The organism is Rhizobium anhuiense bv. trifolii, from assembly GCF_024346605.1.
GTDB classification, from domain to species: Bacteria; Pseudomonadota; Alphaproteobacteria; order Rhizobiales; family Rhizobiaceae; genus Rhizobium; species Rhizobium anhuiense.
In genome coordinates this window covers 2627164-2653455 of the sequence record NZ_CP098803.1, presented here as the reverse complement: position 1 = coordinate 2653455, position 26292 = coordinate 2627164, and the positions used below count along the sequence as shown (strand labels likewise).

Below are 26292 nucleotides of genomic sequence, written 5' to 3'. Positions count from 1 at the left end.
ATGGACAAGATAGTGCCGGCCACTGAGTACGACGTCGAAGCCATCCGCCGGGATTTTCCGATCCTGGCGGAGAAGGTGCACGGCAAGCCGCTGGTCTATCTCGATAACGGCGCGTCGGCACAGAAGCCGCAGGTGGTGATCGACGCCATCTCGCATGCCTATTCGCATGAATATGCCAATGTGCATCGCGGCCTGCACTATCTCTCGAATGCCGCGACGGACGCCTATGAGGCCGCGCGCGAAAAAGTCCGCCGCTTCCTCAATGCGCCTTCGGTTGATGACATCGTCTTCACCAAGAATTCGACGGAAGCGATCAACACCGTCGCCTATGGCTGGGGCATGCCCAAGATTGGCGAAGGCGACGAGATCGTCCTCACGATCATGGAGCACCATTCCAACATCGTGCCCTGGCACTTCATCCGCGAGCGGCAGGGCGCCAAACTCGTCTGGGTGCCCGTCGACGACGAGGGCGCCTTCCATATCGAGGATTTCGAAAAGAGCCTGACGGAGCGCACCAAGCTCGTCGCCATCACCCACATGTCGAATGCGCTCGGCACGATCGTTCCTGTCAAGGAAGTCTGCCGGATCGCGCATGAGCGCGGCATCCCGGTGCTGATCGATGGCAGCCAGGGCGCCGTGCATCTGCCGGTCGACGTGCAGGATATCGATTGCGACTGGTACGTCATGACCGGCCACAAGCTCTACGGCCCATCCGGCATCGGCGTGCTTTACGGCAAGAAGGAACGGCTGCAGGAGATGCGTCCGTTCCAGGGTGGCGGCGAGATGATCTTTGAAGTCGCCGAGGACGTCGTCACCTATAATGACCCGCCGCATCGCTTCGAGGCCGGCACACCGCCGATCGTGCAGGCGATCGGGCTCGGTTACGCGCTCGACTATATGGAGAAGATCGGCCGCGAGGCGATCGCCCGGCATGAGGCCGATCTTGCGGCCTATGCTGTCGAGCGGCTGAAATCGGTCAATTCGCTGCGGGTCTTCGGGACGGCGCCCGATAAGGGGAGTATCTTTTCTTTCGAGCTTGCCGGAATCCATGCCCATGACGTCTCGATGGTGATCGACCGGCAGGGTGTTGCGGTCAGGGCCGGCACGCATTGCGCCATGCCGCTCTTGAAACGCTTCGGCGTTACATCCACATGCCGTGCATCCTTCGGCATGTATAATACCCGCGCCGAGGTCGATACCCTGGCCGATGCGCTGGAATATGCGCGCAAGTTCTTTGCTTGAGGAGTGTCCGTGATGAGCCTGGACGAAAGCGAACAGAAGATCGACGTGCGCGAAGGCATCGTGCATTCCAGCATTCCGGCCGATGAACTGGCGCGGCTGAGTGACGACGTCATCAGCGCCCTGAAGACCGTCTACGATCCCGAAATTCCGGCCGACATCTTCGAACTCGGTCTGATCTACAAGATCGATATCGAAGACGACCGGATGGTGAAGATCATGATGACGCTGACAGCGCCCGGCTGCCCGGTGGCCGGCGAGATGCCAGGCTGGGTCGAGAACGCCGTCGGCGCCGTCGAGGGCGTATCGGGCGTCGAGGTCGAAATGACCTTCGATCCGCCGTGGACGCCGGACCGCATGTCCGAAGAGGCGCAGGTCGCCGTCGGCTGGTACTGATACGGTGCCGTGGTATTGATCCGTTTACCTCGGACGACTACATTCGAGTCACGATGCGCCGGATCTTGACCCCGGTTGCGGAAGGAGAATAAGCCGATGGGCTTTGCAATCATGAGCATGACGGATGGGGCTGCGGCCCGCGTCAAGGCGATCGTCGAGAACTCGGGACCGGACGCCAAAGGCATTCGCGTCGGCATCAAGAAGGGCGGCTGCGCCGGGATGGAATATACCATCGACCTGGTGACCGAGCCCAATGCCAAGGACGACCTGATCGAGCGCGATGGTGCAAAAGTCTGGGTCGAGCCGTCGGCGGCTCTTTACCTGCTCGGCACCGAAATGGGCTTCGAAACGACGACGCTGCGCTCGGGCTTCACCTTCACCAATCCGAACCAGACGTCGGCCTGCGGCTGCGGCGAATCCGTCGAGCTGAAGCCTGCCGATCTCGCGGCCCTTGCCGCCCAGCGCCAGGCCGAGCCGGCGCATTCCTGATGGCCTTCAGGCCGACGGAAAATTCTCCGCCAGCAACTCCATGAAATCGGGCGTGCTCAGTCGCGCTTGATGCTCATCAGCATTTCCCACATATCGGCGCCGGTCTCGAAGACCACGGCGTTTGCCTTGTAGCTCTGCTCGGCTTCAACAAGGCCGGTCAATTCGGTGGCGGGATCGACATCCGACGCCGTCGGGCTGACGACGGCCTGGACACCGCCTGCTTCAACGGAGGCGAGGCTGGTGTTCAGCCTGGCATAGTCCGGCGTGCTGCTGTTTGCGATGTTGTCGGCAATCGCGCTGACACGCGTCGTCTGCGCCCGCATTCCCGAAAGAGCAGTGCTCGTCATGCCCGATATGCTCATCAGCCGTTTCCCCAGAACTGGATGAAATTCTTGTACACGCGAGGATTTAGAGAATGCTGAAGGCGTTGCGTTAGCAAAGACCTACAGCTGAGTGCGTCTTGCCATTCATCTGTTCCGGATTGACACGGAACGATGTTGGAAAGGCGCGGAAATCATGGACAGCTTGGCTATCGCGACGCCACCCAGTCGTGCCAGTCGCTTTCATTGCCGTTGAAGACGTTCAGGTCGATCTTGCCGTCGACGCCATCCGAAAGGCCGGAGCCGGAATACTGCCAGAAGAGCCACTTGCGGCCCGGATAGACCTTGGAGGGGTGAGCGGCCACCGAGCGCAGCCAGAAGGGATAGTCGAGCATTTGGCCCTTCAGGTTATCCCGGTAGAAGTCCGGCGCGGTGTAGATGATTGGACGCTGGCCGTAATGGCGCTCCAGCTTGTCCATGAAGACCTGCATCTTTTCCCGGACACGTTCAGGCGAGATGCGCCTCTTGCAGCTCGATTCGCCGTTCCATTCGACGTCGATCACAGGCGGAAGAGCGTTGGCTTCCTTCGGTACGTTGCGGATGAACCAGTCGGCCTGCTCGCCGGCTGTCCGGCACCAATAGAAGAAGTGATAGGCGCCGTGTTTCAGCCCGGCTTCCTTGGCCCGGCGCCAGTTCTTCTTGAACATCGGATCGAGGTGATCGCCACCGTCTGTCGCCTTGATGTAGACGAAGTTCGCGCCTTGCCTGCGCAGCGTCTCCCAATCGATCTCGCCCTGCCAGCGCGACACGTCGACGCCGTGCACGGCAAGCTTTCTCGGCGAGGTGGAACCGAAGTTGATCGGCTTGGCATCGCGGAACCGGTGGCCGTAAATTTGGCCGCGTGAGGGCGGCCTCGCGCCGAGATCGGGCATCGCATTGCCCGCGGGATTGCTCGGCATCAGCATGGCGACCGGTTTTTCCGTCGGCATCGGCATGCCGACCGGCCTGTCTGCGGGGACGAGCGCCTGCGGCTCCGGAACCTGCCCCGTCCAGCTCAATGCCTCCTGCGGCGGGCTTGCCTGCGGAGCAGGATCGCCCACGGCTGCAGCCGGTATCGGGCCGCTCGGCTGGGTAATGGCATTGGTCGTTTCGCGCGACGGTACAGGGGTGAGCACATCTTCGGCGCCAGAACTTGCGGAGCATCCCGAGAGAATCAGGGCGGCGAGGAGGATTGCTGGCACAGCCGATGGACGCATAAGAACCTGCACGCAAAACAAGGGATCGACGATGATCCATGTTGATGGAAGCCGCCTTTATGAATTGCTAACAGAGACTTGCTAAGAAAGGTTAAATTTGATCCTTGTGCATCAGAAGCATCCAGCCGCTCCCAACCTATGGGAGGGGCCTTTAGCCACTGCGACTTGGCTCCCTCTCAGCGACTGGCTCTCATCCCCGCAATCAGAATATCGATGAGTTGTCTTGCCGCCTCCCGCCAGGCGGGGCCGCAGCTGATGCTTGCGCCGCCCGCCAGCGCGCGCAGGATATCGAGCGGGTCCATCGCCAGGCGGATTTCGCCGGTGGCGACTGCGCGATCCACCAGCAGATTGACGGCGCCTATGATCAAGTCGGCCGAATCGGCATAGAGCTCGGAGGTGCCGCCGACCAAAGAATCCAGCACCTCCGACATGCCGTGTTTCGTTACGACATAATCGACGAACTGCACCAGCCACAGACGAAGCGCTTCGACAGGCGGATGTGTCTCGGCAAGGCTTTTGGCGGCGGCGGCAAGCTGCGTCGTCTCGTTGCGGTAGATGGCGGCAACCAATGCATCGCGCGTCGGGAAATGGCGATAAAGTGTGCCGATGCCGACGCCGGCGATGCGGGCAATTTCTTCCAGGCTGGCGCTGGAACCCTTGTCGGCAAAGACGGTCTTTGCCGTTTCCATCAGCAGAAGGCGGTTGCGTTCGGCATCCGCACGCGGCTTTCGGACGGTGGGTCCGTCACTTTTTTCAGCCATTTCCAAGAAGTCCTCTTGATAAACGGAGGCGCCCTCCATATTTATCTGGAGGCATCCTCCTTTTATTTCATTTGAGGCCGGCGGACAATGGTCCTCCAGCCCGGAGCGGTGCGCCATGATCAAGGAGATAATCATGAGTGGACTTTTTGGCGCGACATCGACCACCGATGAGGTGCTCGCCGGCGTCGATCTCAAGGGCAAGCGTGTTCTGGTGACGGGTGTTTCGGCCGGTCTCGGCGTGGAAACCGCACGTGTCCTGGCAGCCCGTGGAGCGCAGGTGGTGGGTACGGCCCGTGGCCTTGCAAAGGCAAGAGCGGCAACGGAAGTCGTGCGCGCCGGTGAAGCCAATGGCGGCAGTCTTGACATCGTCGAGCTCGATCTTGCTTCTCTGGCAAGCGTGCGGGCCTGTGCCGATGCGCTCATCGCGGATGGCCGCCCCTTCGACGTCGTCATTGCCAATGCCGGCGTGATGGCTGCTCCCTTCGGCCGCACCGCCGATGGTTTCGAAACGCAGTTCGGCACCAATCATCTCGGTCATTTTGTGCTGGTCAATCGCATCGCATCGCTCGTCAAATCGGGCGGCCGTGTGGTGATCGTCGCGTCCTCGGCCCATCGCATGGCTCCTTTCAGCCTCGACGACCTCAATTTCGAGAGCAAGACCTATGAGCCCTGGGCGGCCTATGCCCAGTCGAAAACCGCAAATATCCTGTTCGCGGTGGAGCTCGACCGGCGCCTCGAGAAGCGTGGTATCCGTGCGACGGCACTGCATCCCGGCGGCATCCAGACCGAGCTCGACCGTCATGTCGGCGCCGGCGCGATCGAAGGCATGATGGCTGAGATCAACGCAGCACTTGCCGCCGAGGGCAAACCGCCCTTCCAGCGGAAGACGATCCCGCAAGGTGCCGCGACCTCAGTCTGGGCAGGTTTCGTCGCTCCGGCAGACGCGGTCGGCGGCAGATATTGCGAAAATTGCCACGTCTCCGAAGTAACGGATGCGGAAATCAGCCCGATTTCCGAAGGCGTGCGCAGCTACGCGCTCGATCCCGCGACGGCCAAGGCATTGTGGGCCAAGAGCGAGGACATGGTCGGCGAGCGCTTCTAAGCGGCAAACCGCACATTTTGGTACTGACGGAGAGCAGGGGAACCGGGAACGGGTGCCCCTGCCGAGGTATTGAAGCTGGATCGGCTGCAAACCGGTCCGCTTCTCTTACGTTGAACCTACGCGGGGCGTCGTGTCTCCGCCGTTCAGGTCTTGATATCGAGGCCAGCTTCGACCGCGGCGGCGATGAATGCTTTGCGTGCATCCTCGCCGGTGCGCTTACCCTTGATGACGTCGGCGCAGATCAGCAGCGCCTGGTCGAGTGCGGCACCGTCCTCGGTCGGCCAATCCTCGATCATCGCCCAGGAGGCGGCCTGGGTGGTATCGATGCTCGTGTATTTGCCGGACTCTTCGAGGGCGACGAGCACAGGTTTCGACCATGGCGCCTGCATTCTTGCTTCGCTTTGATCCTGGGGCATGGAATGACCTTCCTTCGCACATTTCTATCAGAATGAGGAAAGCCCCTCCCATGATGGAAGGGGCTTGGATTGCTCGGCTTTCGCTACGGCGTCAGGTGTGACCGTTATTCGGCTGCCTCTGCGTAGCTTTCCACCGGCGGGCAGGTGCAGATCAGGTTGCGGTCGCCATAGACGTTGTCGACGCGGTTGACTGGGGACCAATATTTGTCGACGCGGAAGGCGCCGGGCGGGAAGCAGGCCTGTTCCCGGCTGTAGGGACGGTCCCATTCGCCGACGAGGTCTTCGACCGTGTGCGGGGCGTTCTTCAGCGGGTTGTTGGTCTTGTCCATGCGGCCATCCTCGATGGCGCGGGCTTCCTCGCGGATCGCCAGCATCGCCTCGCAGAAACGGTCGAGCTCGGCTTTGGTCTCGCTTTCCGTCGGCTCGATCATCAGCGTGCCGGCGACCGGCCAGCTCATGGTCGGCGCATGGAAGCCGCAGTCGATCAGACGCTTGGCGACGTCGTCGACGGTGACGCCCGAGCTGTCGACCAGCGGGCGGGTGTCGATGATGCATTCATGCGCGACCCGGCCAGTCTTCGACTTGTAGAGCACGTCATAGGCGCCCTTCAGCCGGGTGGCGATATAGTTGGCGTTGAGGATCGCCACCTTGGTCGCCTGCGTCAGGCCTTCGCCGCCCATCATCAGGCAATAGCTCCAGGAGATCGGCAGGATCGAGGCGGAGCCGAAGGCGGCGGCCGAGACCGCACCCGAACGGCCGTCGGTTTCGGGATGGCCCGGCAGGTGAGGCGCCAGATGCGCCTTGACGCCAATCGGGCCCATGCCGGGGCCGCCGCCGCCATGCGGAATGCAGAAAGTCTTGTGCAGGTTCAGATGGCTGACGTCGGAGCCGATGTCACCGGGGCGGGACAGGCCGACCATGGCGTTCATGTTGGCGCCGTCGAGATAGACCTGGCCGCCATGCTCATGCACCAGATCACAGATTTCCTTCACCGTTTCCTCGAAGACGCCGTGAGTCGAGGGATAGGTGATCATGCAGCAGGAGAGATTTGCCGCATGCTGCTCAGCCTTAGCGCGGAAATCGTCGAGATCGATATCGCCATTCTCGCGGACCTTGACGACGACCACCTTCATGCCGACCATCTGGGCCGAGGCCGGGTTGGTGCCATGCGCCGAGGTCGGGATCAGGCAGACGTCACGATGGCCGTCGCCGTTGGCGATATGATAGTTGCGGATCGTCAGCAGGCCGGCATATTCGCCCTGCGCGCCGGAATTCGGCTGCATCGAGAAGGCGTCGTAGCCGGTAACGGCGCAGAGCTTTTCGATCAGGTCGTCGATCATCTCGCGGTAGCCGAGCGCCTGGTCTGATGGCACGAAGGGATGGATGTCGGAAAATTCCGGCCAGGTGATCGGCAGCATTTCCGCCGTCGCATTGAGCTTCATCGTGCAGGAGCCGAGCGGGATCATCGAGCGGTCGAGCGCCAGATCCCGGTCTGAGAGCCGGCGGATGTAACGCGTCATCTCGCTTTCGGCGCGGTTCATGTGGAAGATCGGATGGGTGAGGTAGTCGCTGGTCCGAAGCAGGCCCTTCGGCAGGCGATAGGAAGGCTCGAAATCGGCAATGGTGAAATTGCCGCCGAAGGCGCGCCACACGGCTTCCAGCGTCGCAGGGCGGGTGCGCTCGTCGAGGCTCATGCCGATCCGGGTTTCGCCGACCTTGCGCAGATTGACGCCTTCGGCAACGGCGGCGCGCAGGATCAGGCCCTGCATGTGGCCGACATCGACGGTGATCGTGTCGAAGAAGGTGTCGGGTTCCACCTTATAGCCGAGCTTTTCCAGGCCCTTGGCCATCAGCACGGCTTTCTGGTGCACCTGCTGGGCGATCGCCTTGATGCCCTTCGGACCGTGGAAGACGGCATACATCGAGGCCATGACGGCGAGCAGCACCTGGGCGGTGCAGATATTCGACGTCGCCTTCTCGCGGCGGATATGCTGCTCGCGGGTCTGCAGCGACAGGCGATAGGCACGGTTGCCACGGGCATCGACGGAAACGCCGACGAGACGGCCGGGCATGGAGCGCTTGATGGCATCCTTGACCGACATATAGGCTGCATGCGGGCCGCCATAGCCGACCGGGACGCCGAAGCGCTGCGAGGAACCGATTGCGATATCGGCGCCCATTTCGCCGGGCGATTTCAGCAGCGTCAGCGCCAGGATATCGGCGGCGACGATAGCGATGGCGCCGGTCTGGTGCAGGCGCGCGATCAGGCCGGTAAAATCATGCACGTGACCATGCGTGCCCGGATACTGGAAGATCGCCCCGAAGACATCGACGGGGTCGAGATCGGTGAAGGGATTGCCGACGATGACGCTCCAGCCGAGTGGCTCGGCGCGGGTGCGGATGAGGGCGATGGTCTGCGGATGACAGTCTGCATCGACGAAGAAGGCTTTTGCCTTCGACTTGGCGACGCGCTCGGCGATGGCCATGCCTTCGGCGGCGGCGGTCGCCTCGTCGAGCAGCGAGGCGTTGGCGACGTCGAGGCCGGTCAAGTCGCAGATCATCGTCTGGTAGTTGAGCAGCGCTTCCAGGCGGCCCTGGCTGATCTCCGGCTGGTAAGGCGTATAGGCCGTATACCAGGCCGGGTTCTCCAGGATGTTGCGCTGGATGACAGGCGGCGTGATGGTGCCGTAGTAACCCTGGCCGATCAGCGAGACCAGCACCTTGTTCTTGTTGGCGGTCTCGCGCAACTTGTCGAGCGCCTCACGCTCGGTCATCGGCGCGCCCCAGACGAGCGGCGCCTTCTGGCGGATCGAGGGCGGCAGTGTCGCGTCGATCAGGCCGTCGAGGCTGTTATAGCCGATCACCTTCAGCATGTCGGTCATCTCAGCCGGCGAGGGGCCGATATGGCGGCGATTGGCGAAATCGTAGGGCTGATAGTCGGTAAACTGGAATTCCGTCGGCGTCGTCATTACGCAGTGAGCTCCTTGTAGGCCGCCTCATCGAGCAGGCCATCGGCGTCCGCAGGATTTGCAAGCTTCAGCTTGAAGAACCAGCCGGCTCCCTGAGGATCGGAATTGACCAGCGACGGATCGGCAACGATGGCCGGATTGACCTCGGTGATCTCGCCATCAAGCGGACAATAGACGTCGGAAGCAGCCTTGACGGATTCAACGGTCGCGGCATTGCCGTTCTTGGAGAAGGTCGCGCCGACTTCCGGCAGTTCGACGAAAACCAGGTCGCCGAGCTGATCGACGGCATAGTTGGTGATGCCGACCGTCGCAACGCCGCCTTCGATCTTCAGCCATTCGTGTTCTTCGGTAAATTTCAGCATTGTTCGTCCTCTCTGGAAAAGGTTAGCGTTTGTAGGTCGGTGTGACGAAGGGCAGGGCGCTGACGGTGATCGGCAGATATTTGCCGCGCACCTCGGCGTAGACGAGTGTGCCCGCCGCAGCATAAGAGATTGGCACGTAACCCATGGCGACGGGGCCTTCGACGCTGGGACCGAAGCCGCCCGAGGTGACTTCGCCGATTTCGACCTTGCCCTCGGCATCGGCATAGAGCTTGGCATGGCCGCGTACCGGGGCCTTGCCTTCCGGCTTCAGGCCGACGCGGCGGCGCGCGGCGCCGTTTTCGAGTTCGGAAAGGATGCGGCCGGAGCCGGGGAAGCCGCCGGCGCGTGCACCACCGCCGCGCCTTGCCTTCTGCATGGCCCATTCCAGCGCCGCCTCGACCGGTGAGGTGGTCGTGTCGATATCATTGCCGTAGAGGCAGAGGCCGGCTTCCAGCCGCAGCGAATCGCGGGCACCAAGCCCGATTGCCTGGACGTCGGGATGTTCGAGCAACCGCATGGTGACATCCTCGGCCTTGTCTGATGGAATCGAGATTTCAAAGCCGTCCTCGCCGCTATAGCCGGAGCGCGAGACAAGACAGGAAACGTCGTGCAGGCGGCAGTGGCGCACATCCATGAATTTCATCGCCGCGACGTCGGCCCAGAGCTCGGCGAGAACCTCGACGGCACGCGGTCCCTGCAGCGCGATCAGAGCACGATTGAGAAGGGTGATATCGCATTGGTCGCCGATATGGGTCTGCAGATGGGCGAGGTCGGCTTCCTTGCACGACGCGTTGACGACGACGAAAAGATGATCGTCGAGATGGGTGATCATCAGGTCGTCGAGAATGCAGCCGGTGTCGTCGGTGAAGAAGCCATAGCGCTGACGGCCCTCGGCAAGGCCCAGTATGTCAACCGGCACCAGGCTTTCGAGCGCCAGCGCGGCATCTTCGTAGCTGCCCGATTTCGCCTTCACGATCACCTGGCCCATATGGGAGACGTCGAAGAGGCCGGCTTCGGTGCGGGTATGAAGATGTTCCTTCATGACACCTGCAGGATATTGCACCGGCATGTCATAGCCAGCGAACGGCACCATGCGGGCGCCGAGCGAAAGATGCAGGGCATGCAGCGGGGTTTTCTTCAGGGCAGCAGTATCGTCCAAAAGACGCCTCCGGGGTTTGCGCCTTCTCAGGAAGGCGCGGGCTCAAATCTGAAGGCGCGGTTGCGCACTTCTCTCCTGAGCCCCCTCTGTCCTGAGTGCCTGAGATTGTTATCCCTTCGGCGAGCGTTTCGAGAACGCTTCTCTCCAGAGTTCCGTCTGCCCCTTGCTGGTCCTTTTGCCTGAGAGTTTCCGGGGCGGTTGCTCCTTCGGCACCGGTGGCGAAAGCACCGGATTCTCCCAACAAGGTTGGCGCAATTATCCGGCGGGTGCAGCGCTTGGCAAGGGGCAAATGTCGTGACCGGGCAAATTTTTGTCGTCTTATTCCAACCAAGCCCTAATCTGCGGCAAATCTGCTTTTGCATTCGGCGGGGAAACCGGCTATCGCGACATGCTGTTGAAGGGGATCTCATGCGGCAGACCGGACTGAAAGCGACGCTCTTCCTGCGCATGCTTTGCGCATTGAGCTTGGTTTTGCTCGGCCTTGCCCATCAGGCGCCGCAGGCTGCCGCCGCCGAGGGCTACGATGCCGCGGCCTATGTGCTGCCCGACGGCACCTTCGCCTCGCTCTGCGTCACCATAAAGGACGCCGACGGCAAGACCCTTACCTTCAAACCGAATTGTGAAGCTTGCCGGCTGTCGGCCTCGGTCATCCTGCCGACGCCGGATGCGGGCTCCTGGCTCGAGCGCAAGCTCGGCTCGCTGATCAACGCGCCGGTCGAAATCTCTGTCGTTGTCGGCGCAGGCGCCGTCAGCCGGGCGAATTCCCGCGCGCCCCCCATCCTCGCCTGATCTGTTATCGCAACCATGATCAGTAATGCCGGTCCACTTGAGAGAAGTCCGCGGCCGGCGAGGAGATATCCGATGAAAACTTTCGAAAAAATTGGCAAGACATTCGGGCTTGCCGCCATTCTTTCCGCCACCGCTTTTGCCGGCGCCGAGGCGCATGTGACCTTCCTCGACAAGCAGGCAAAGCAGGACAGCACCATTCTCGCCACATTGCAGCTGCCGCACGGCTGCGACGGCAAGGCGACCACGGAAGTGCGGGTCAAGCTGCCGGAAGGTTTCGTCTTCGCCAAGCCGCAGCCGAAGGCCGGCTGGGAGCTCGAGGTGATCAAGGGCGATTACCAGAAGACCTACGACAATCACGGCGACAAGGTGAAATCAGGCGCGATCGAGATCCGCTGGAAGAACGGCAATCTCTCCGACGATTTCTATGACACCTTCGTGATCCAGGGTAAGGTTTCGGGCGTCGAAGCCGGCACCTCGCTCGCCTTTCCGGTGACGCAGATGTGTGGCGATACCGTCGCGGCCTGGGATCAGGTGGCGAAGGAGGGCGACGACGCGCATGGGCTGAAAAGCCCGGCGCCGCTCCTGAAGGTCGTCGCCGGCGAAGGTCACGGCCACGATCATGACGACATGGCCGGCATGGACATGACCGGTAAAACCGGCATGGACATGACCGGTAAAACCAGCATGGACATGTCCGGTATGGCGGGCTTGGGTGCTGCGGCGCCCGCCGGCGAAACGGTCAAGGCCGGCGATCTCGAAATCTCCGGCGGCTTCGCCAAGGCGATGCTGCCCGGCCAGCCGGTCGGCGGCGGTTTCTTCACGGTGAAGAACAACGGCCAGACGGATGATCGGCTGGTGTCGGTGAGCTCGCCTGCATCAGGCGAGGTTCAGATCCACGAGATGGAGACCAAGGACAATGTCATGCGGATGCGCCAGCTGAAGGACGGCATCGCCATCGCTGCCGGCGAGACGGTCAAGCTCGAGCCCGGCAACCTGCATCTGATGTTCCAGAAGGTGAAGACGCCGTTCAAGCAGGGCGACACGGTGCCGGTGACGCTGACCTTCGAAAAGGCCGGTAAGGTCGATCTGGTGCTGCAGGTATTGTCGGCCCAGGGCAAATAAGAGCAGCGGCAGTTAGGACAGACAAGCCCGCGGTTGCGATTGCAGCCGCGGGCTTTTCGTTCGGGGAAGGCGGATGCCTCAGAAATCTTCGTAGGATCGCAGCGCCTGTTTCAGGCCCGCCTGCGGTTGGCGATTGCCTTTGGCCATCAGGTCGAGCGCCACCTCCGTCGACTGGATGATGCTGGAGGGCTCGTCGATCTCGTCGGTGCTCTCAGCCTTCACTTGCCGGTCGGCAAGGCGTCGTGCGTCGCGCGCCGCCGTGCTCGTCGCGACACGCTGCGGGATGCGCAGCGATTCGAAGGCAACGGCGGCGGTGTTGGCCGATATCGACAGCAACTGGGTCATGCCATCACCGTATCGGCATGATCTTGGCGCCATCATAAGAAAATCATTGGCATTTTACAAAATGGTAAGAATTCATAGGGGTTCGGTTAGAATCACTTTCGCAACGCGGTAAATCCGGCTCATGATCCAGGCTCTTCTCGTCGCCGTCGGCGGCGCCATCGGTTCCCTCCTCAGATATTATGTCGGCCAGTGGGCGCTGAGGCTCATGGGGCCAGGCTTTCCCTGGGGCACGCTCGCCGTCAATGTCGTCGGCTGCTTCGTCATCGGCGTCTTCGCCGAGCTGATCGCGCGGAAGTTCAACGCCTCGGTGGAACTGCGCCTGCTGCTGATCACCGGCTTCCTTGGCGGCTTCACCACCTTCTCGGCTTTCTCGCTCGATGCCATCTCATTGTTCGAGCGTGGTGAGGCTGTTGCCGGCGGCGTCTACATCGTTGCGAGCGTCGGGCTTTCGATGGCGGCTGTCATCGCGGGCCTTGCCGTCATGCGCGCTTTGGCCTGATTTCTTTTCCGGTTTCCGTTTTGCGTGAAAATGCTCTAAAGGCAGCGGCAAGAACGCCGGCTCGGCCCGCGCAGCAATTTCCGAAAGATTTTTCATGGCTGGCATAGAACATATCAAGGTTGAACCCGACGAAGCCGGCATGCGGCTCGATCGCTGGTTCAAGGTGCACTTTCCGGGGCTCGGTTTCGGCCCGCTGCAGAAACTGCTGCGCTCCGGCCAGGTGCGCGTCGACGGTGGACGTGTCAAATCGGATGCACGCGTGCAGCCCGGCCAGACGGTGCGCGTGCCGCCGCTCGATGTCGATGCCAAGCTGAAATCCGGACCGATCGCCGGCAAGGATCTCAAGCATTCGACCGATTTCGAACTGCTGTCGCGCATGGTGCTGCATGAGGACGACAAGGTGATCGTGCTCAACAAGCCCTCCGGTCTTGCGGTGCAGGGCGGCTCCGGCGTCGCCAGGCACATCGACCAGATGCTCGAAGCCTGGACCAGCCCGAAAGGCGAGAAGCCGCGGCTCGTTCATCGCCTCGACCGCGACACGTCAGGGGTTCTCGTGATCGCCCGTACGCGTGGCGCCGCGCAGAAGCTGACGGCGGCCTTCCGCGAGCGCGACACCAAGAAGACCTATTGGTCGCTGGTCAAGGGCGTGCCGCGTAAGCATGAGGACAAGATCTCGACCTGGCTGGTCAAGGAGCCGACTGCCGACGGCGACCGCATGCGGATCGCCAAACACGGCGAAGACGGGGCGGACCATGCCGTCTCCTTCTACCGTGTGCTCGAAACCGCCGCCCAGAACCTCGCCTGGCTGGAGATGGAGCCCTATACCGGCCGGACCCATCAGCTGCGCGTCCATGCCCTGCATATCGGCCACCCGATCATCGGCGATCCGAAATATTTCGACGACGATCCGAATTGGGATTTTCCGGGCGGCGTCCAGAAGAAGCTGCATCTGCACGCGCGTCACATCGACATTCCGCACCCGTCCGGCGGGCGGCTGCGCGTCAGCGCGCCGCTGCCGCCGCACATGGTCCAGACCTGGAACCTTCTCGGCTTCGATCTCTCCAGTGCCGAAAGGGACGACGAATGAAACTGGCGCTTTTCGATTGTGATGGCACGCTGGTCGATAGCGCCGGTCTGATCCACGAAACCATGCGCCGGACCTTCGATAAGTTCGGCAAACCGGAACCGCGATTTGACGACACCAAGGCGATCATCGGCCTGTCCCTCGATATTGCGATCGCCCGTATGCAGGGCAGGCCGCATGTGGAACAGGAAGACATCGACATGACGGCGCATTACAAATCGCTGTTTTCGATCGTGCGTCAGGATCTTGATTACAAGGAGCCGCTGTTTCCCGGCATTCGCGAGATGATCGATGCGATCAGCGGCCGCGAGGACCTGCTGATCGGCGCGGTGACCGGCAAATCCAGGCGTGGGCTGAAGTTGGTGATGGAGACGCATGGCTTCGACGAGCATTTCATCGTCGCACGGACCGCTGACGATTGCCCCTCCAAGCCGCATCCGGCCATGGTGACGGAATGCTGCGATGAAACCGGCATGAATGCTGCCGACACCATTGTCATCGGCGATGCCGTTTACGATATGCAGATGGCAAAGGCTGCCGGCGCCAAGGCGATCGGTGTTGCCTGGGGCTATGCCAGCGTGGATGAGCTGATCGCCAACGGCGCTGATGCCATCGCCTACCATCCGAACGAGATATTGCGTCATTTTTCCTGAGGTGAGCCCATGCGCGATCTGCTGAACGACCTTTCCGAAGGCCTGAGCCATCCCGATCCCATCCGCCGCGCGCAGATCCAGATGAAGAAGCCGCTGCCGAAGCGTTTCTATACCGACGTCTCCGTTGCCGAGCACGAGGGCGGTTTTGCGATCACGCTCGACGGCAAGATGGTGCGCACGCCGGCGCGGCAGGTTCTGGCCGTTCCGACAGAGGTGCTGGCGCGGCTTGTCGCGGCCGAATGGCAGGCGCAGGGCGAGGAAATCAATCCGGTGAGCATGCCGGTAACACGGCTCGTCAACACCGCGCTCGACGGCGTTACCGCCAATGCGCAGGCGATTTTCGAGGATATCCTGCGTTTTTCCTCCAGCGACCTGCTCTGCTATCGCGCCGATGGGCCGGAATTGCTGGTCGAACGGCAGGCGGAGCGCTGGGACCCCGTCATCGACTGGGCGGCAAACGATCTCGGCGCTCGCTTCATCCTTGTCGAAGGGGTGATGCCGCAGGAGCAGCCGCGCGAGGCGACCGCCGCCTTCGCCGTCACGCTCGCCAGATATGACAGCGCGATGGCGCTTGCAGCACTCCACACGGTCACCACGCTCACAGGTTCGGCGATCCTGGCGCTCGCCTTCGCCGAGGGCCGGGTGACGATGGAGGAGGCCTGGTCGCTTGCCCATCTCGACGAGGACTGGACGATCGAGCATTGGGGCAGCGACGAGGAAGCTGAGGAGCGGCGGGCCAAGCGCTTTGCCGAGTTCAAGGCGGCGACGGATGTTTTTTTCGCCCTAAGCGCCTGAAACATATTGCCTTCCCAGGCATTATGGCGAAATCTGCGACTCCAACGGGGTGGTGCGGGATTTTGCAATGAATTGGCTGAGGTCGTGTTTTTGCCGGGCCGCACTCGTCTGTATCGCGCTCACGGCCTGCGTCAGTCTCTCGGGCACGAAGCCGGAGACGCCGGTCTATGATGTGCGCAGCGCCGTCGTTCTCTCCGGCCCGAACATGCCGGCCGAGCTGCTTTCCGGCATCAACGACCGCGTCAACGCCGCGATCAACGCCACGGTGCGCAACACGGTGCTGCCGCGGGTGGTGCTGACGATCCGGGTGGTGTCCGTCGAAAAGGGCCTCGGCTTTCAGAAGGACCGCAACGTCGCCAAGATCAGCATCGACGCCGCCTCGGTCGAGGACGGCTCGGTCATCGCCGTCAGCGCCTTCGACGTGACCAGCATCGCTGCCGATCCCAAGCTTGCCGACGAGATCCTGGCCGAGGACGTTGCAGCAAGGATACGCTCGGTTTTCTCGCTCAGCGGCCGCAGCCGCTAGGACAAATCTACCGCCGGATTGCCGCCCGCAGCGGCGAGGGAGATCGCATGAAGGAAATTCTCGAAGAGCTGGAACGGCGCCGCGACATCGCCCGTCTCGGCGGTGGCAAAGCCCGCATCGACGCCCAGCACAAGCGTGGCAAACTGACGGCGCGCGAGCGCATCGACCTTTTCCTCGACGAGGGCTCCTTCGAGGAGTTCGACATGTTCGTCGAACATCGCTCCACCGATTTCGGCATGGACAAGAGCCGTGTTGCCGGCGACGGCGTCGTCACCGGCTGGGGGACGGTCAACGGCCGCACGGTGTTCGTCTTCGCCAAGGACTTCACCGTCTTCGGCGGTTCGCTGTCGGAAGCGCATGCCGAGAAGATCATGAAGGTACAGGACATGGCGCTGAAGAACCGCGCGCCGATCGTCGGCATCTATGATGCCGGCGGCGCCCGTATCCAGGAGGGTGTCGCGGCCCTCGGCGGTTATGCCGAGGTGTTCCAGCGCAATGTACTGGCCTCCGGCGTCATCCCGCAAATCTCCGTCATCATGGGGCCTTGCGCCGGCGGTGACGTCTATTCGCCTGCGATGACCGATTTCATCTTCATGGTGCGCGATACCTCCTACATGTTCGTCACCGGTCCGGATGTGGTGAAAACGGTGACCAACGAGACAGTGACGGCCGAAGAACTCGGCGGCGCCGTCGTCCATACGGTGCGCTCGTCGATTGCCGACGGCGCCTATGACAATGATGTCGAAACGCTGTTGCAGGTGCGCCGGCTGATCGATTTCCTGCCGCTGTCGAATACCGCGCCGCTGCCGGAGATCGAATGTTACCAGTCGGTGACAGAAATCGACGCCTCTCTCGACACGCTGGTGCCGGCGAGCGCCAACAAGCCTTACGATATCAAGGAACTGATCCGGAAGGTGGCGGACGAGGGCGATTTCTTCGAGATCCAGGCGAGTTTTGCCGGCAACATCGTCTGCGGTTTCGGCCGCGTCGAAGGCTCCACCGTCGGCTTCGTAGCCAACCAGCCGATGGTGCTGGCCGGGGTTCTCGACAGCGACGCCTCGCGCAAGGCGGCCCGTTTCGTGCGCTTTTGCGACTGCTTCAATATTCCGATCGTCACGTTTGTCGACGTGCCGGGCTTCCTGCCGGGCACGGCGCAGGAATATGGCGGCCTCATCAAGCACGGCGCCAAGCTGCTCTTCGCTTACGCCGAGGCAACGGTGCCGAAGCTCACCGTCATCACCCGCAAAGCCTTCGGGGGTGCCTATGACGTGATGGCGTCGAAGCATCTGCGCGGCGACCTGAACTATGCCTGGCCAACGGCGCAGATCGCCGTGATGGGCGCCAAGGGCGCGGTCGAGATCATTTTCCGCAAGGATATCGCCGATCCCGAGAAGATCGCCGCACATACGAAAATGTACGAGGATCGGTTCCTCTCGCCCTTCGTCGCCGCCGAGCGCGGTTATGTCGACGAGGTGATCATGCCGCATTCGACCCGCAGGCGGCTGGCGCGCGGCCTGAAGATGCTGCGCAACAAGGATCTCGCCAATCCGTGGAAGAAACACGACAACATTCCGCTTTAACGTTTCCGCCGAATAAAGCTGCGCGATCGGGTGTTTACCCGCTGTCGAAAATGTGAACGGCCGTCAGTGATCCGTGTGTTCAATCGCTGACGAGGACGGGCTAACGCTCGGCTGTAATTGTTTTAATGGAGAGGTTTAATGTCAAGTTTCGAGCGTCTTTCTGCCTATCGCCCCTACGGGCTGGCCGCTCTCAGAATCATCACCGCACTGCTGTTCATCGAACACGGCACGATGAAGCTTTTCGGCTTCCCGGCTTCGCAGATGTCCGGCTCGCTGCCGCCGCTGATGCTTTTCGCGGCTCTTCTCGAGCTCATCGGCGGTATCCTCATTCTCATTGGCCTGCTGACGCGCCCTGTCGCTTTCCTGCTCGCCGGCGAAATGGCGGTCGCCTATTTCATGGCGCATGCGCCGAGCAGCTTCTTCCCGGCGGTCAACCAGGGCGACGCCGCGATCCTGTTCTGCTTCGTCTTCCTCTACCTGTTCTTCTCCGGTCCCGGCGCTCTCGCCGTCGACAACCGCAAGACAGTCTGAACCGTAGCTGAGGGACGTCGCCGACGCCCCTCAGCCTCAATCTCAGGCAGTGAGTTTGAGGCCGGCGATACCGCCGACGATCAGCATGGTGCAGGCAAGACGGGAGACACTTGCCTCATCGCCAAGCAGCCAGATGCCAAGCAGTACGGTGCCAACCGTGCCGATGCCGGTCCAGACCGCGTAGGCGGTGCCGATCGGCAGGTGCTTTACCGCCAGGCCGAGCAGCACGATGCTGATCACCATGGATATGACGGTCAGCGTGGTCGGCAGCGGCCGCGTGAAACCCTCGGTATATTTAAGACCGATCGCCCAGCCACATTCGAAAAGGCCGGCGAGAAAAAGCAGAAACCAAGCCATACGACTCTCCTTGTTCAAGAGCGAGGCCGTCCCCGCGACGGTTGCATCCTGAGGGATGCCGCAGTCGTCTGCGATGGGGCGTATATGCGTGAGGAGACGGCTTACTTCAAGGTAGGAATCGGCATGGCTGCCATGCCACCCGTTTGTTGCTGACTTGTTTTGCTGGTTGGGGATGCGATCAGCCTTGGCCGCCGGCTTGCGCGGAAAGGCTCTTGGCGCGGCGGCAGAGGCGGTCGAAGGTTTCGAGGAAGCGTGACCGGTCTTTCGGGCTGAAGGCGGCGTTATAGCCCTTGCTCTCGCCGGTTTCACGCAAATGCGCGCCGAGATCGCGCATGGCGCTTGCCATACCGATATTGGTTTCGTCGAAGACGCGCCCGGTCGGGCCGCTGACGAAGGCGCCGGTCGCGACACAGCGCACGGCTAGCGGTACATCGGCGGTGACGACGACATCGCCCGCACCGGCGCGTTCGGCGATCCAGTTGTCGGCGGCGTCGAAGGCATTGGAGACGATGACGTTGTGGATCATCGGATCGCGCGAAGGGCGCAGGCCGGAATTGGCGACGAAGGTCACTTCGAGGCCGTGACGTTCGGCCACCTTGAGGATTTCCGGTTTTACCGGGCACGCATCGGCGTCGACATAGATCATGGCTATATCCTCATGCCGGCTGAATGGCCGGCTGTCTGATCATATCGATATGGGGAATGCCGTCTTCCAGATATTCCTGCGATATCCCGACAAAGCCGAAGGATTCGTAGAAACGGCGCAGATGGGCCTGCGCCGACAAGGCGATCGGATTTGCCGGGTAAAGCCGCTCACAGGCGGTGATCGCTTCGCGCATCAATGCATCGCCCAGCCGCTTGCCGCGATGGGCAGGCGAGACGACGACGCGGCCGATCTTTGATGGATCCCGCGGCTCATACGGTTTCAGGATTCGCGCCGCGCCCAGGAGCTCAGCGTCCTCCAGAAGGCGCAAATGCAGAGCATCGATATCCTTGCCGTCGAGTTCCGGATACGGGCAGTTCTGCTCGACGATAAAAACATCGACGCGCATTCTCATGAGGTCGAAGAGCTCCCGCGCGGGGAGCTCTTCGAGCTTCTTGAGATCGACCCTGTAGTTGGCTGCAGTCATCAGTACACGACCACGCCGCGGATGGACTTGCCCGCATGCATCAGCTCGAAGCCCTTGTTGATGTCATCAAGCGGCATGGTGTGGGTGATCATCGGATCGATCTGGATCTTGCCCTGCATGTACCAGTCGACGATCTTCGGCACGTCGGTGCGCCCGCGCGCGCCGCCGAAGGCGGTGCCCATCCAGTTGCGGCCGGTGACCAGCTGGAACGGACGGGTGGAGATCTCCTGGCCGGCGCCGGCCACGCCGATGATGATGGACTTGCCCCAGCCGCGATGGCTGGCTTCCAGCGCCTGGCGCATCACCTTGGTGTTGCCGGTGCAGTCGAAAGTGTAGTCGGCGCCGCCGATCAGGTCGCCGTTGCGTTTGGTCAGGTTGACGAGATAGGGCACGATGTCGTCACCGACCTCCTTCGGATTGACGAAGTGGGTCATGCCGAACTTTTCGCCCCATTCCTTGCGATCACTGTTGATATCGACACCGATGATCATGTCGGCGCCGGCAAGCTTCAGGCCCTGCAGCACGTTGAGACCGATGCCGCCGAGACCGAAGACGATCGCCGTCGAACCGATCTCGACCTTGGCGGTGTTGATGACCGCGCCGATGCCGGTGGTGACGCCGCAGCCGATGTAGCAGATCTTGTCGAAGGGGGCGTCGGGATTGACCTTGGCAAGGGCGATCTCCGGCAACACGGTGAAGTTCGAAAAGGTCGAGCAGCCCATATAGTGGTGGATCTTGTCCTTGCCGATCGAGAAGCGGCTGGTGCCATCCGGCATCAGCCCCTGGCCCTGGGTCGCGCGGATCGAGGTGCAGAGATTGGTCTTGCGGGACAGGCAGGAATAGCACTCGCGGCATTCAGGCGTGTAGAGCGGAATGACGTGATCGCCCTTCGTCACCGAGGTGACCCCCGGACCGACATCGACGACGATGCCGGCGCCCTCATGGCCGAGGATGGCCGGAAACAGGCCTTCCGGATCGGCGCCCGACAAAGTGAAATCATCGGTGTGGCAGATGCCCGTCGCCTTGACCTCGACCAGCACTTCGCCGGCCTTCGGCCCTTCCAGCTGCACGGTCATCACTTCGAGCGGTTTTCCGGCCTGAACGGCAACGGCGGCGCGAACGTCCATCTTCATATCTCCCTGCTGATTTTGTTGCTTCCCAGCTGATTTATCGGGCTCGAGCTTGGCATGGTCGACGAACTCGGCTCAAGCAAAAACACCCGGCCGCCCGGTCTTTCCCTTTCAGGCGAATTCCATGATCACGGCATCGACGGCCAGGCTTTCGCCGGCTGCAGCATTGATCTTGGAGACGACGAGATCGCGGTCGGCGCGCAGCACGTTTTCCATCTTCATCGCCTCGACGATCGCAAGCGTCTCACCGGCCTTGACCTCCTGACCCTCGGCAACGGCGATGGCGATGACGAGGCCGGGCATCGGGCAGAGCAGGAGCTTGGAGGTATCGGGCGGCAGCTTCACCGGCATCAGCCTGTCGAGTTCGGCATGACGTGGCGAAAACACCTTGGCCCTCACCGAAAGCCCCTGCCAGTCGATGCGCAACCCGTTGAGAACGGGACGGACCTGCGCGATGATGTCGCGACCGCCGACCTTGCCGCTCCACACAGGGTCTCCCGGTCTCCAGTCGGTGACAACACTCCGGTTCTCGCCCTCGATCGCCATGTCCATATCGAAAGGGATGGTGACGAGACCGTCGAGCAATCTTGCGGCGACGTGGTTGTCGCCGATTTTGACCACCCAGTGCTCGCGCAGCGCGCCCGATGCAGCACGCAGGCGATCGGCGAAACGTTCGCGGCGGTTCGCCTCGATCAGCGATGCGGAAAGCGCGATGGCGGCAAGCACGGCCTCCTCTTGCGGCTCCGGTTTCATCGGCGCGAAACCATCGGGATATTCCTCGGCGATGAAGCCCGTGGAAAGCCGGCCCTCGCGCCAGCGGGGATGTTTCATCAGCGCCGCCAGGAAAGGAACATTATGTTCGATGCCGTCGACGACGAAGCCGTCGAGCGCCCGGGCCATGGCCTCGATCGCCTCGAGCCGCGTCGGCGCCCAGGTGCAGAGCTTGGCGATCATCGGATCGTAATACATCGAGATCTCCGCACCCTCGAAGACGCCGGTATCGTTGCGGATGACGACATTGCCGGTCCTGCCTTCCGCCGGCGGGCGGTAGCGCGTCAGGCGGCCGATCGAGGGCAGGAAATTGCGGTAGGGATCTTCGGCATAGAGCCGGCTCTCGATCGCCCAGCCGTCGAGCCTGACATCTCCTTGAGCAAAGGGAAGGGGCTCGCCCGCTGCGACACGGATCATCTGCTCGACGAGATCGATGCCGGTGACGAGTTCGGTCACCGGGTGCTCGACCTGCAGACGGGTGTTCATTTCCAGGAAATAGAAATTGCGGTCGCGGTCGACGATGAACTCGACGGTGCCGGCGCTCTGGTAGTCGACGGCTTTCGCCAAGGCGACCGATTGTTCACCCATCGCCTTGCGGGTTTTTTCGTCGAGGAAAGGCGAGGGCGCCTCTTCCGCGACCTTCTGGTTCCGCCGCTGGATCGAGCATTCGCGTTCGCCGAGGTAGACGACGTTGCCATGTGCATCGGCCAGGACCTGGATCTCGATATGGCGCGGCTCAACGACGAATTTCTCGATGAAGACACGGTCGTCGCCGAATGAGCTCTTCGCCTCCGAGCGGGCGCGCTCGAAGCCGTCGCGCACCTCCGCCTCGTTCCAGGCAATACGCATGCCCTTGCCGCCGCCGCCAGCCGAAGCCTTGATCATGACGGGATAGCCGATCCCGGCTGATATCACTTCCGCATGGACGGCATCCTCGATGATGCCGAGATGGCCGGGCACGGTGGAGACTCCGGCGGCGTTGGCGAATTTCTTCGATTCGATCTTGTCGCCCATCGCCATGATCGCCTTCGGCTTCGGGCCGATGAAGACGATTCCCTGCTTTTCCAACTCGGCGCAGAAGGAGGCGCGTTCGGAGAGGAAGCCGTAGCCCGGATGCACCGCCTCGGCGCCAGTCGCCTTGCAGGCAGCGATGATCTTTTCGGCAACCAGATAACTTTCCGACGCGGCGGCCGGGCCGATATGCACGGCCTCGTCGGCCATCTCGACATGCAGCGCGTCCCGATCCGCATCCGAATAGACCGCGACGGTTTGAATGCCCATGCGGCGCGCAGTCTTGATCACGCGGCAGGCGATTTCGCCGCGATTCGCGATCAGGATTTTCTTGAACATCGAGACTCCACCCAGAAATGCATCCCGGAGTTTTACGCACAAAACACCGGAACGCACAATCAGGCTTGCGGAGGGTCAGGCGACGGCTGCTTCCGAGACGGGTTCTTCGTCGACGATGCGCAGCCAGCGGCTGCGCCGCGGCTCGGCATATTCGCGCAGCTTGACGGCGGCCATGATCCCCGCCCAATGCGGATGATTGGCGCCGGCCAGTGTTGCCTGCTCGATCTGCTGGAGCACGCCGTATTCGACCGGCGAGACCGGGATGATGCCGCCTTCGGCGACGCTTCTGAAGATGCGCATCGCGAAATCGACGTCCTGGCGGGTAATGCCCCGGCGATCGACGGCACGCGACAGCTTGTAGCCACCGATATTGTCGGTGATCGCCAGGCGGAGCTGATCGAGGGCGAGCGCTCTCAATTCACCCGGGACATCGGCCGAGACCTCCATGACATGGAGAATGAGCTCGAGTTCCAGCGCCGAGTTGACGACACCATCGGTCGTGAACATGCGCATGATCCAGGCGACGTTGATTTCATCAAGCGAGCCTTGCGGATAGGTATAATGGACGATGAAACCGGCGAGCTGTTCGACGAAGAAAGCGTTCCACGCGGCACATTTTTCAGGGCAGGAATTATTGAGCGCCAACATCGCCACGACATCGTCGGATGTCCGAATGCCATGCGGAAAAGCATGTTTGCGCAACAGTATAATATCTTCGGCCGTCAGCCGATGCTTGCCGGCCACGACACAGGCCGGAAAAGCGAGACGAAATTCGCTCATGTTTTAACTCCAGGCTTCATCATGAAACCGGAGACTGTTTTATCGTCTGCGAATTGACGATCCCTCAAGAAGCGGAGTTAACCCGATATTCCCGGGGTCAGGAGGATTTTAACGATTGCGCCTGCAACCGCTCGCGCCAGATGATGAAGAGGCCTGATGCAACGATGATGAAGATGCCGATCCATTTGGAAAAGCTCGGGAAATCGTTGAACAGCGCATAGCCGAGAACGGTCGCCGAGATGATCTCGAAGTATTGGAACGGCGCAAGCAGCGACAGCGGCGCGAGGCGGAAAGCCCGGACCACCAGCATATGCGCATATCCGGAGATCGTGCCGAGGGCGAGCAACAGGACAAGGCCGAGACCGGAGGAGGGCAGAGAGACGGCAAAATCGGCATTGCCGGAACTGTTGCCGACGAGAAGGGCGGCGGCCATGAACACCGTTCCGCCGATTCCTGCCATCGTCTGCATGGTCAGCGGCGAATCGGCCTCGCCGATGGCGCGGTTGAGGAAGAGATAGAGCGAGAACAGAAAGGCGCAGGCGACCGGCAGCAGCGCCTTCAGGCCGAAAATCTCGTAGCTTGGCTGAATGACGATCATCGCGCCACCGAATCCGACGACGATCCCTATCCAGCGCCGCCAGCCGACCTTCTCTCCGAGAAACAGCGCCGACAGGGCGGCCAGCATGAAAGGCTCGACGAAATAGATGGCGAAGACATCGGCAAGCGGCATGTATTTGACGGCGACGAAGAACAGCAGGCTCGCGCCCCCATGCAGCGCACCGCGCAGCAGGTTCATCCACGGCCGCCGGGCCGAAAGCGCCTTGAGCCCGAAAAGGGCGAAAAGAATCGGCAGGGTGCAGGCGATCTGGAAGAAGAATCGATAGAAGGTCACCTGACCCGGCGACATCGCCTCGAAGGTCGCCATGTATTTGGCGATCGCATCCATGGTCGGCAGGATGAGCATGGCGCCGGACATGATGGCCATGCCCTGCAGGGAATTTTGATGGGGCTCTGACATGGCTGCTGATTCTTGCGAGGATGACGCCATCAATCACGGCAAAGCCGGGCGATCAAGCCAGGCAGCCGCAAATAGCTTCGAGGTGATGTCGAAATCGTCGCTTAGAAAGCGCTCCCCTGAAGGGAAATGGTGCGGTCGAGAAGACTCGAACTTCCACGGGTTGCCCCACAGCGACCTCAACGCTGCGCGTCTACCAATTCCGCCACGACCGCATCGTGGTAGGTGCCGATTTGCGTCGGCGGGGCAGCATGTAGCAAAAGCATCTGGGGTGCACAAGGGCGATATGACAGTTTTTTTGAAAACCGCTCACAGCATTTGAATTGGCCCCGAAACGGGTCCATATAGCGGTCCTGCCGCCCCTTTTTTGCAGGCATTTCGGGGAGAGCGGCAAGGAATGGCCATGCTTCGCACCGATCTCGAATTCTCCATGCTTCCCCAACCCGGCACCCGCCCGGTACGCTGGCGCATCGCCGATGGCCTCGTTGCCTATGAGGAGGCGGTGGCGACGATGGAGCGCGAGGTGGCGGTGATATCAGATGGCGGAGACGAGCTCGTCTGGCTCGTCGAACATCCGCCGCTCTATACTGCCGGCACCAGCGCCAATGCGAGCGATCTCGTCCAGCCGGACCGTTTTCCGGTCTTTGCGACGGGGCGTGGCGGTGAATATACCTATCATGGACCCGGCCAGCGCGTCGCCTATGTCATGCTCGACCTGAAAAGGCGGCGCCAGGACGTGCGCGCCTTCGTCGCCGCCCTTGAGGATGTCGTCATCCGCACGCTCGACATGATGAATGTTCGTGGCGAGAGACGTGAAGATCGCGTCGGCGTCTGGGTGCGTCGGCCGGAAAAGCCATTGCTGGCGGACGGGACGATGGCCGAGGACAAGATCGCCGCCCTCGGCATAAGGCTGCGCAAATGGGTGACCTTCCACGGACTGTCGCTTAACGTCGATCCGGATCTCGATCATTTCGGCGGGATCGTGCCCTGCGGGATATCAGCCTATGGCGTGACCAGTCTCGTCGATCTTGGCTTGCCCGTGATGATGGCCGATGTCGATATCCGGCTGCGCACCGCCTTCGAGTCGGTTTTCGGCGAAACGACGGGCGAGAACTGACTCAGCATGACGGCGACTTGTCCGGGGCAATTTGCATTTTTCCGCGGATCAATGCGTCGCGCGACATGGTAGACGCGCAGTTCTTGAGCGCCCATTTCCCTTCGGACGACGTCCCCTGGCGCATTTTAGGGTCAGGATCAGCAAATCAAATCGCTGCACTGCGAGATGTGGGTGAAGGTCTTAACCTATAATTAGCGGTGTCAAATATATAGGACATCACAACGCTGTGGATGTGGAAGTCTTGCGGAC

29 protein-coding genes, 1 tRNA gene and 1 riboswitch are annotated in these 26292 nt (G+C 61.7%); of the genes, 14 read left to right on the top strand and 16 right to left on the bottom strand.

Annotated elements, in window-relative coordinates:
- The 3 genes from NE851_RS21855 (at window position 1) to sufA (ending at window position 2124) form a co-directional block, all read left to right on the top strand.
- The gene (locus tag NE851_RS21855) at window positions 1-1242 is read left to right on the top strand and encodes a cysteine desulfurase (RefSeq protein ID WP_097594396.1); all 1242 of its coding nucleotides are present in this window, start codon (window positions 1-3) and stop codon (window positions 1240-1242) included.
- A gap of 12 nt (window positions 1243-1254) precedes the next feature.
- Window positions 1255-1635, top strand: a complete 381-nt coding sequence (locus tag NE851_RS21850) for an SUF system Fe-S cluster assembly protein (protein WP_016554095.1) — start codon at window positions 1255-1257, stop codon at window positions 1633-1635.
- Between the two features lie 96 nt (window positions 1636-1731).
- Window positions 1732-2124, top strand: coding sequence for a Fe-S cluster assembly scaffold SufA (gene sufA / locus NE851_RS21845; protein ID WP_047609955.1), 393 nt, complete (start codon window positions 1732-1734; stop codon window positions 2122-2124).
- Between the two features lie 56 nt (window positions 2125-2180).
- Here sufA and NE851_RS21840 read toward each other — a convergent pair whose 3' ends face one another.
- The 3 genes from NE851_RS21840 to NE851_RS21830 all read right to left on the bottom strand — a co-directional run bounded on the left by NE851_RS21840 (window position 2181) and on the right by NE851_RS21830 (window position 4500).
- Window positions 2181-2486, bottom strand: coding sequence for a flagellar basal body protein (locus NE851_RS21840; protein WP_254957603.1), 306 nt, complete (start codon window positions 2484-2486; stop codon window positions 2181-2183).
- A gap of 167 nt (window positions 2487-2653) precedes the next feature.
- Complete coding sequence (locus tag NE851_RS21835) at window positions 2654-3700, bottom strand: glycoside hydrolase family 25 protein (RefSeq protein ID WP_047609950.1); 1047 nt, start codon at window positions 3698-3700, stop codon at window positions 2654-2656.
- A 176-nt stretch (window positions 3701-3876) separates the two neighbouring features.
- A complete protein-coding gene (locus NE851_RS21830) occupies window positions 3877-4500 on the bottom strand; it encodes a TetR/AcrR family transcriptional regulator (RefSeq protein ID WP_254962441.1) in 624 nt (207 codons plus the stop codon).
- A 94-nt stretch (window positions 4501-4594) separates the two neighbouring features.
- On the opposite strand from NE851_RS21830, the gene NE851_RS21825 reads away from it, so the two are divergent.
- Window positions 4595-5563 (top strand): SDR family NAD(P)-dependent oxidoreductase, encoded by a 969-nt coding sequence (locus NE851_RS21825; RefSeq protein ID WP_254957599.1) that lies wholly within the window; start codon window positions 4595-4597, stop codon window positions 5561-5563.
- Between the two features lie 143 nt (window positions 5564-5706).
- Here the strand turns inward: NE851_RS21825 and NE851_RS21820 are convergent, their stop codons facing one another.
- From NE851_RS21820 to gcvT, 4 genes are all read right to left on the bottom strand, one after another.
- Complete coding sequence (locus NE851_RS21820; RefSeq protein WP_047609943.1) at window positions 5707-5952, bottom strand: DUF982 domain-containing protein; 246 nt, start codon at window positions 5950-5952, stop codon at window positions 5707-5709.
- Between the two features lie 131 nt (window positions 5953-6083).
- Window positions 6084-8948, bottom strand: a complete 2865-nt coding sequence (gene gcvP, locus NE851_RS21815; protein ID WP_127430893.1) for an aminomethyl-transferring glycine dehydrogenase — start codon at window positions 8946-8948, stop codon at window positions 6084-6086.
- Window positions 8948-9310, bottom strand: coding sequence for a glycine cleavage system protein GcvH (gene gcvH, locus NE851_RS21810; protein ID WP_047609939.1), 363 nt, complete (start codon window positions 9308-9310; stop codon window positions 8948-8950). Before gcvH ends, gcvP begins: the two co-directional genes overlap by 1 nt.
- Window positions 9311-9332: 22 nt before the next feature.
- Window positions 9333-10469, bottom strand: a complete 1137-nt coding sequence (gene gcvT / locus NE851_RS21805) for a glycine cleavage system aminomethyltransferase GcvT (RefSeq protein ID WP_097622396.1) — start codon at window positions 10467-10469, stop codon at window positions 9333-9335.
- A 157-nt stretch (window positions 10470-10626) separates the two neighbouring features.
- Window positions 10627-10719: riboswitch (glycine riboswitch) on the bottom strand.
- A 158-nt stretch (window positions 10720-10877) separates the two neighbouring features.
- Between gcvT and NE851_RS21800 the strand changes: the two genes are divergently transcribed.
- Complete coding sequence (locus NE851_RS21800; RefSeq protein ID WP_063475246.1) at window positions 10878-11258, top strand: hypothetical protein; 381 nt, start codon at window positions 10878-10880, stop codon at window positions 11256-11258.
- A gap of 72 nt (window positions 11259-11330) precedes the next feature.
- A complete protein-coding gene (locus tag NE851_RS21795) occupies window positions 11331-12380 on the top strand; it encodes a DUF1775 domain-containing protein (protein WP_254957592.1) in 1050 nt (349 codons plus the stop codon).
- 78 nt (window positions 12381-12458) lie between these two features.
- Here the strand turns inward: NE851_RS21795 and NE851_RS21790 are convergent, their stop codons facing one another.
- Window positions 12459-12725, bottom strand: coding sequence for a hypothetical protein (locus NE851_RS21790; protein ID WP_127430891.1), 267 nt, complete (start codon window positions 12723-12725; stop codon window positions 12459-12461).
- 121 nt (window positions 12726-12846) lie between these two features.
- Here NE851_RS21790 and crcB point away from each other — a divergent pair, with 121 nt between their 5' ends.
- From crcB to NE851_RS21755, 7 genes are all read left to right on the top strand, one after another.
- Entirely contained in the window at window positions 12847-13224 is a 378-nt protein-coding gene (crcB, locus tag NE851_RS21785; protein ID WP_127430890.1) for a fluoride efflux transporter CrcB, read from the top strand.
- Window positions 13225-13318: 94 nt separating this feature from the next.
- Window positions 13319-14311, top strand: coding sequence for an RluA family pseudouridine synthase (locus tag NE851_RS21780; protein WP_127430889.1), 993 nt, complete (start codon window positions 13319-13321; stop codon window positions 14309-14311).
- Window positions 14308-14961 (top strand): HAD-IA family hydrolase, encoded by a 654-nt coding sequence (locus tag NE851_RS21775; RefSeq protein ID WP_097543629.1) that lies wholly within the window; start codon window positions 14308-14310, stop codon window positions 14959-14961. The genes NE851_RS21780 and NE851_RS21775 overlap by 4 nt, the downstream gene beginning before the upstream one ends.
- 9 nt (window positions 14962-14970) lie before the next feature.
- On the top strand, window positions 14971-15756 hold the full coding sequence (locus NE851_RS21770) for an ATP12 family chaperone protein (protein WP_047609920.1): 786 nt from the start codon (window positions 14971-14973) through the stop codon (window positions 15754-15756).
- 67 nt (window positions 15757-15823) lie between these two features.
- Window positions 15824-16282 (top strand): calponin homology domain-containing protein, encoded by a 459-nt coding sequence (locus NE851_RS21765; RefSeq protein WP_047613903.1) that lies wholly within the window; start codon window positions 15824-15826, stop codon window positions 16280-16282.
- A gap of 47 nt (window positions 16283-16329) precedes the next feature.
- A complete protein-coding gene (locus NE851_RS21760) occupies window positions 16330-17862 on the top strand; it encodes an acyl-CoA carboxylase subunit beta (RefSeq protein WP_047609916.1) in 1533 nt (510 codons plus the stop codon).
- A gap of 138 nt (window positions 17863-18000) precedes the next feature.
- Complete coding sequence (locus NE851_RS21755; RefSeq protein WP_047609914.1) at window positions 18001-18393, top strand: DoxX family protein; 393 nt, start codon at window positions 18001-18003, stop codon at window positions 18391-18393.
- Window positions 18394-18435: 42 nt separating this feature from the next.
- Here NE851_RS21755 and NE851_RS21750 read toward each other — a convergent pair whose 3' ends face one another.
- The 8 genes from NE851_RS21750 to NE851_RS21715 all read right to left on the bottom strand — a co-directional run bounded on the left by NE851_RS21750 (window position 18436) and on the right by NE851_RS21715 (window position 25141).
- Window positions 18436-18750 carry a DMT family transporter gene (locus tag NE851_RS21750; protein WP_127430888.1) on the bottom strand — a complete coding sequence of 105 codons (315 nt, stop codon included), beginning with the start codon at window positions 18748-18750 and terminating at the stop codon, window positions 18436-18438.
- 178 nt (window positions 18751-18928) lie between these two features.
- Window positions 18929-19396, bottom strand: a complete 468-nt coding sequence (locus tag NE851_RS21745; protein WP_047609910.1) for a YaiI/YqxD family protein — start codon at window positions 19394-19396, stop codon at window positions 18929-18931.
- A gap of 10 nt (window positions 19397-19406) precedes the next feature.
- On the bottom strand, window positions 19407-19880 hold the full coding sequence (locus tag NE851_RS21740) for a GNAT family N-acetyltransferase (protein ID WP_127430887.1): 474 nt from the start codon (window positions 19878-19880) through the stop codon (window positions 19407-19409).
- Window positions 19880-21007: an S-(hydroxymethyl)glutathione dehydrogenase/class III alcohol dehydrogenase gene (locus NE851_RS21735; RefSeq protein WP_254957579.1), complete on the bottom strand. Its 1128-nt coding sequence runs from the start codon at window positions 21005-21007 to the stop codon at window positions 19880-19882. The genes NE851_RS21740 and NE851_RS21735 overlap by 1 nt, the downstream gene beginning before the upstream one ends.
- Before the next feature lie 114 nt (window positions 21008-21121).
- The gene (locus NE851_RS21730; RefSeq protein WP_097623405.1) at window positions 21122-23131 is read right to left on the bottom strand and encodes an acetyl-CoA carboxylase biotin carboxylase subunit; all 2010 of its coding nucleotides are present in this window, start codon (window positions 23129-23131) and stop codon (window positions 21122-21124) included.
- A 75-nt stretch (window positions 23132-23206) separates the two neighbouring features.
- Window positions 23207-23911 carry a hypothetical protein gene (locus NE851_RS21725; RefSeq protein WP_097623406.1) on the bottom strand — a complete coding sequence of 235 codons (705 nt, stop codon included), beginning with the start codon at window positions 23909-23911 and terminating at the stop codon, window positions 23207-23209.
- 97 nt (window positions 23912-24008) lie between these two features.
- A complete protein-coding gene (locus NE851_RS21720; RefSeq protein ID WP_254957578.1) occupies window positions 24009-24959 on the bottom strand; it encodes a DMT family transporter in 951 nt (316 codons plus the stop codon).
- A 97-nt stretch (window positions 24960-25056) separates the two neighbouring features.
- Window positions 25057-25141 (bottom strand) — tRNA-Leu (locus NE851_RS21715).
- Window positions 25142-25323: 182 nt separating this feature from the next.
- Between NE851_RS21715 and lipB the strand changes: the two genes are divergently transcribed.
- The gene (gene lipB, locus NE851_RS21710) at window positions 25324-26043 is read left to right on the top strand and encodes a lipoyl(octanoyl) transferase LipB (RefSeq protein WP_047615320.1); all 720 of its coding nucleotides are present in this window, start codon (window positions 25324-25326) and stop codon (window positions 26041-26043) included.
- Window positions 26044-26292 lie beyond the last annotated feature (249 nt).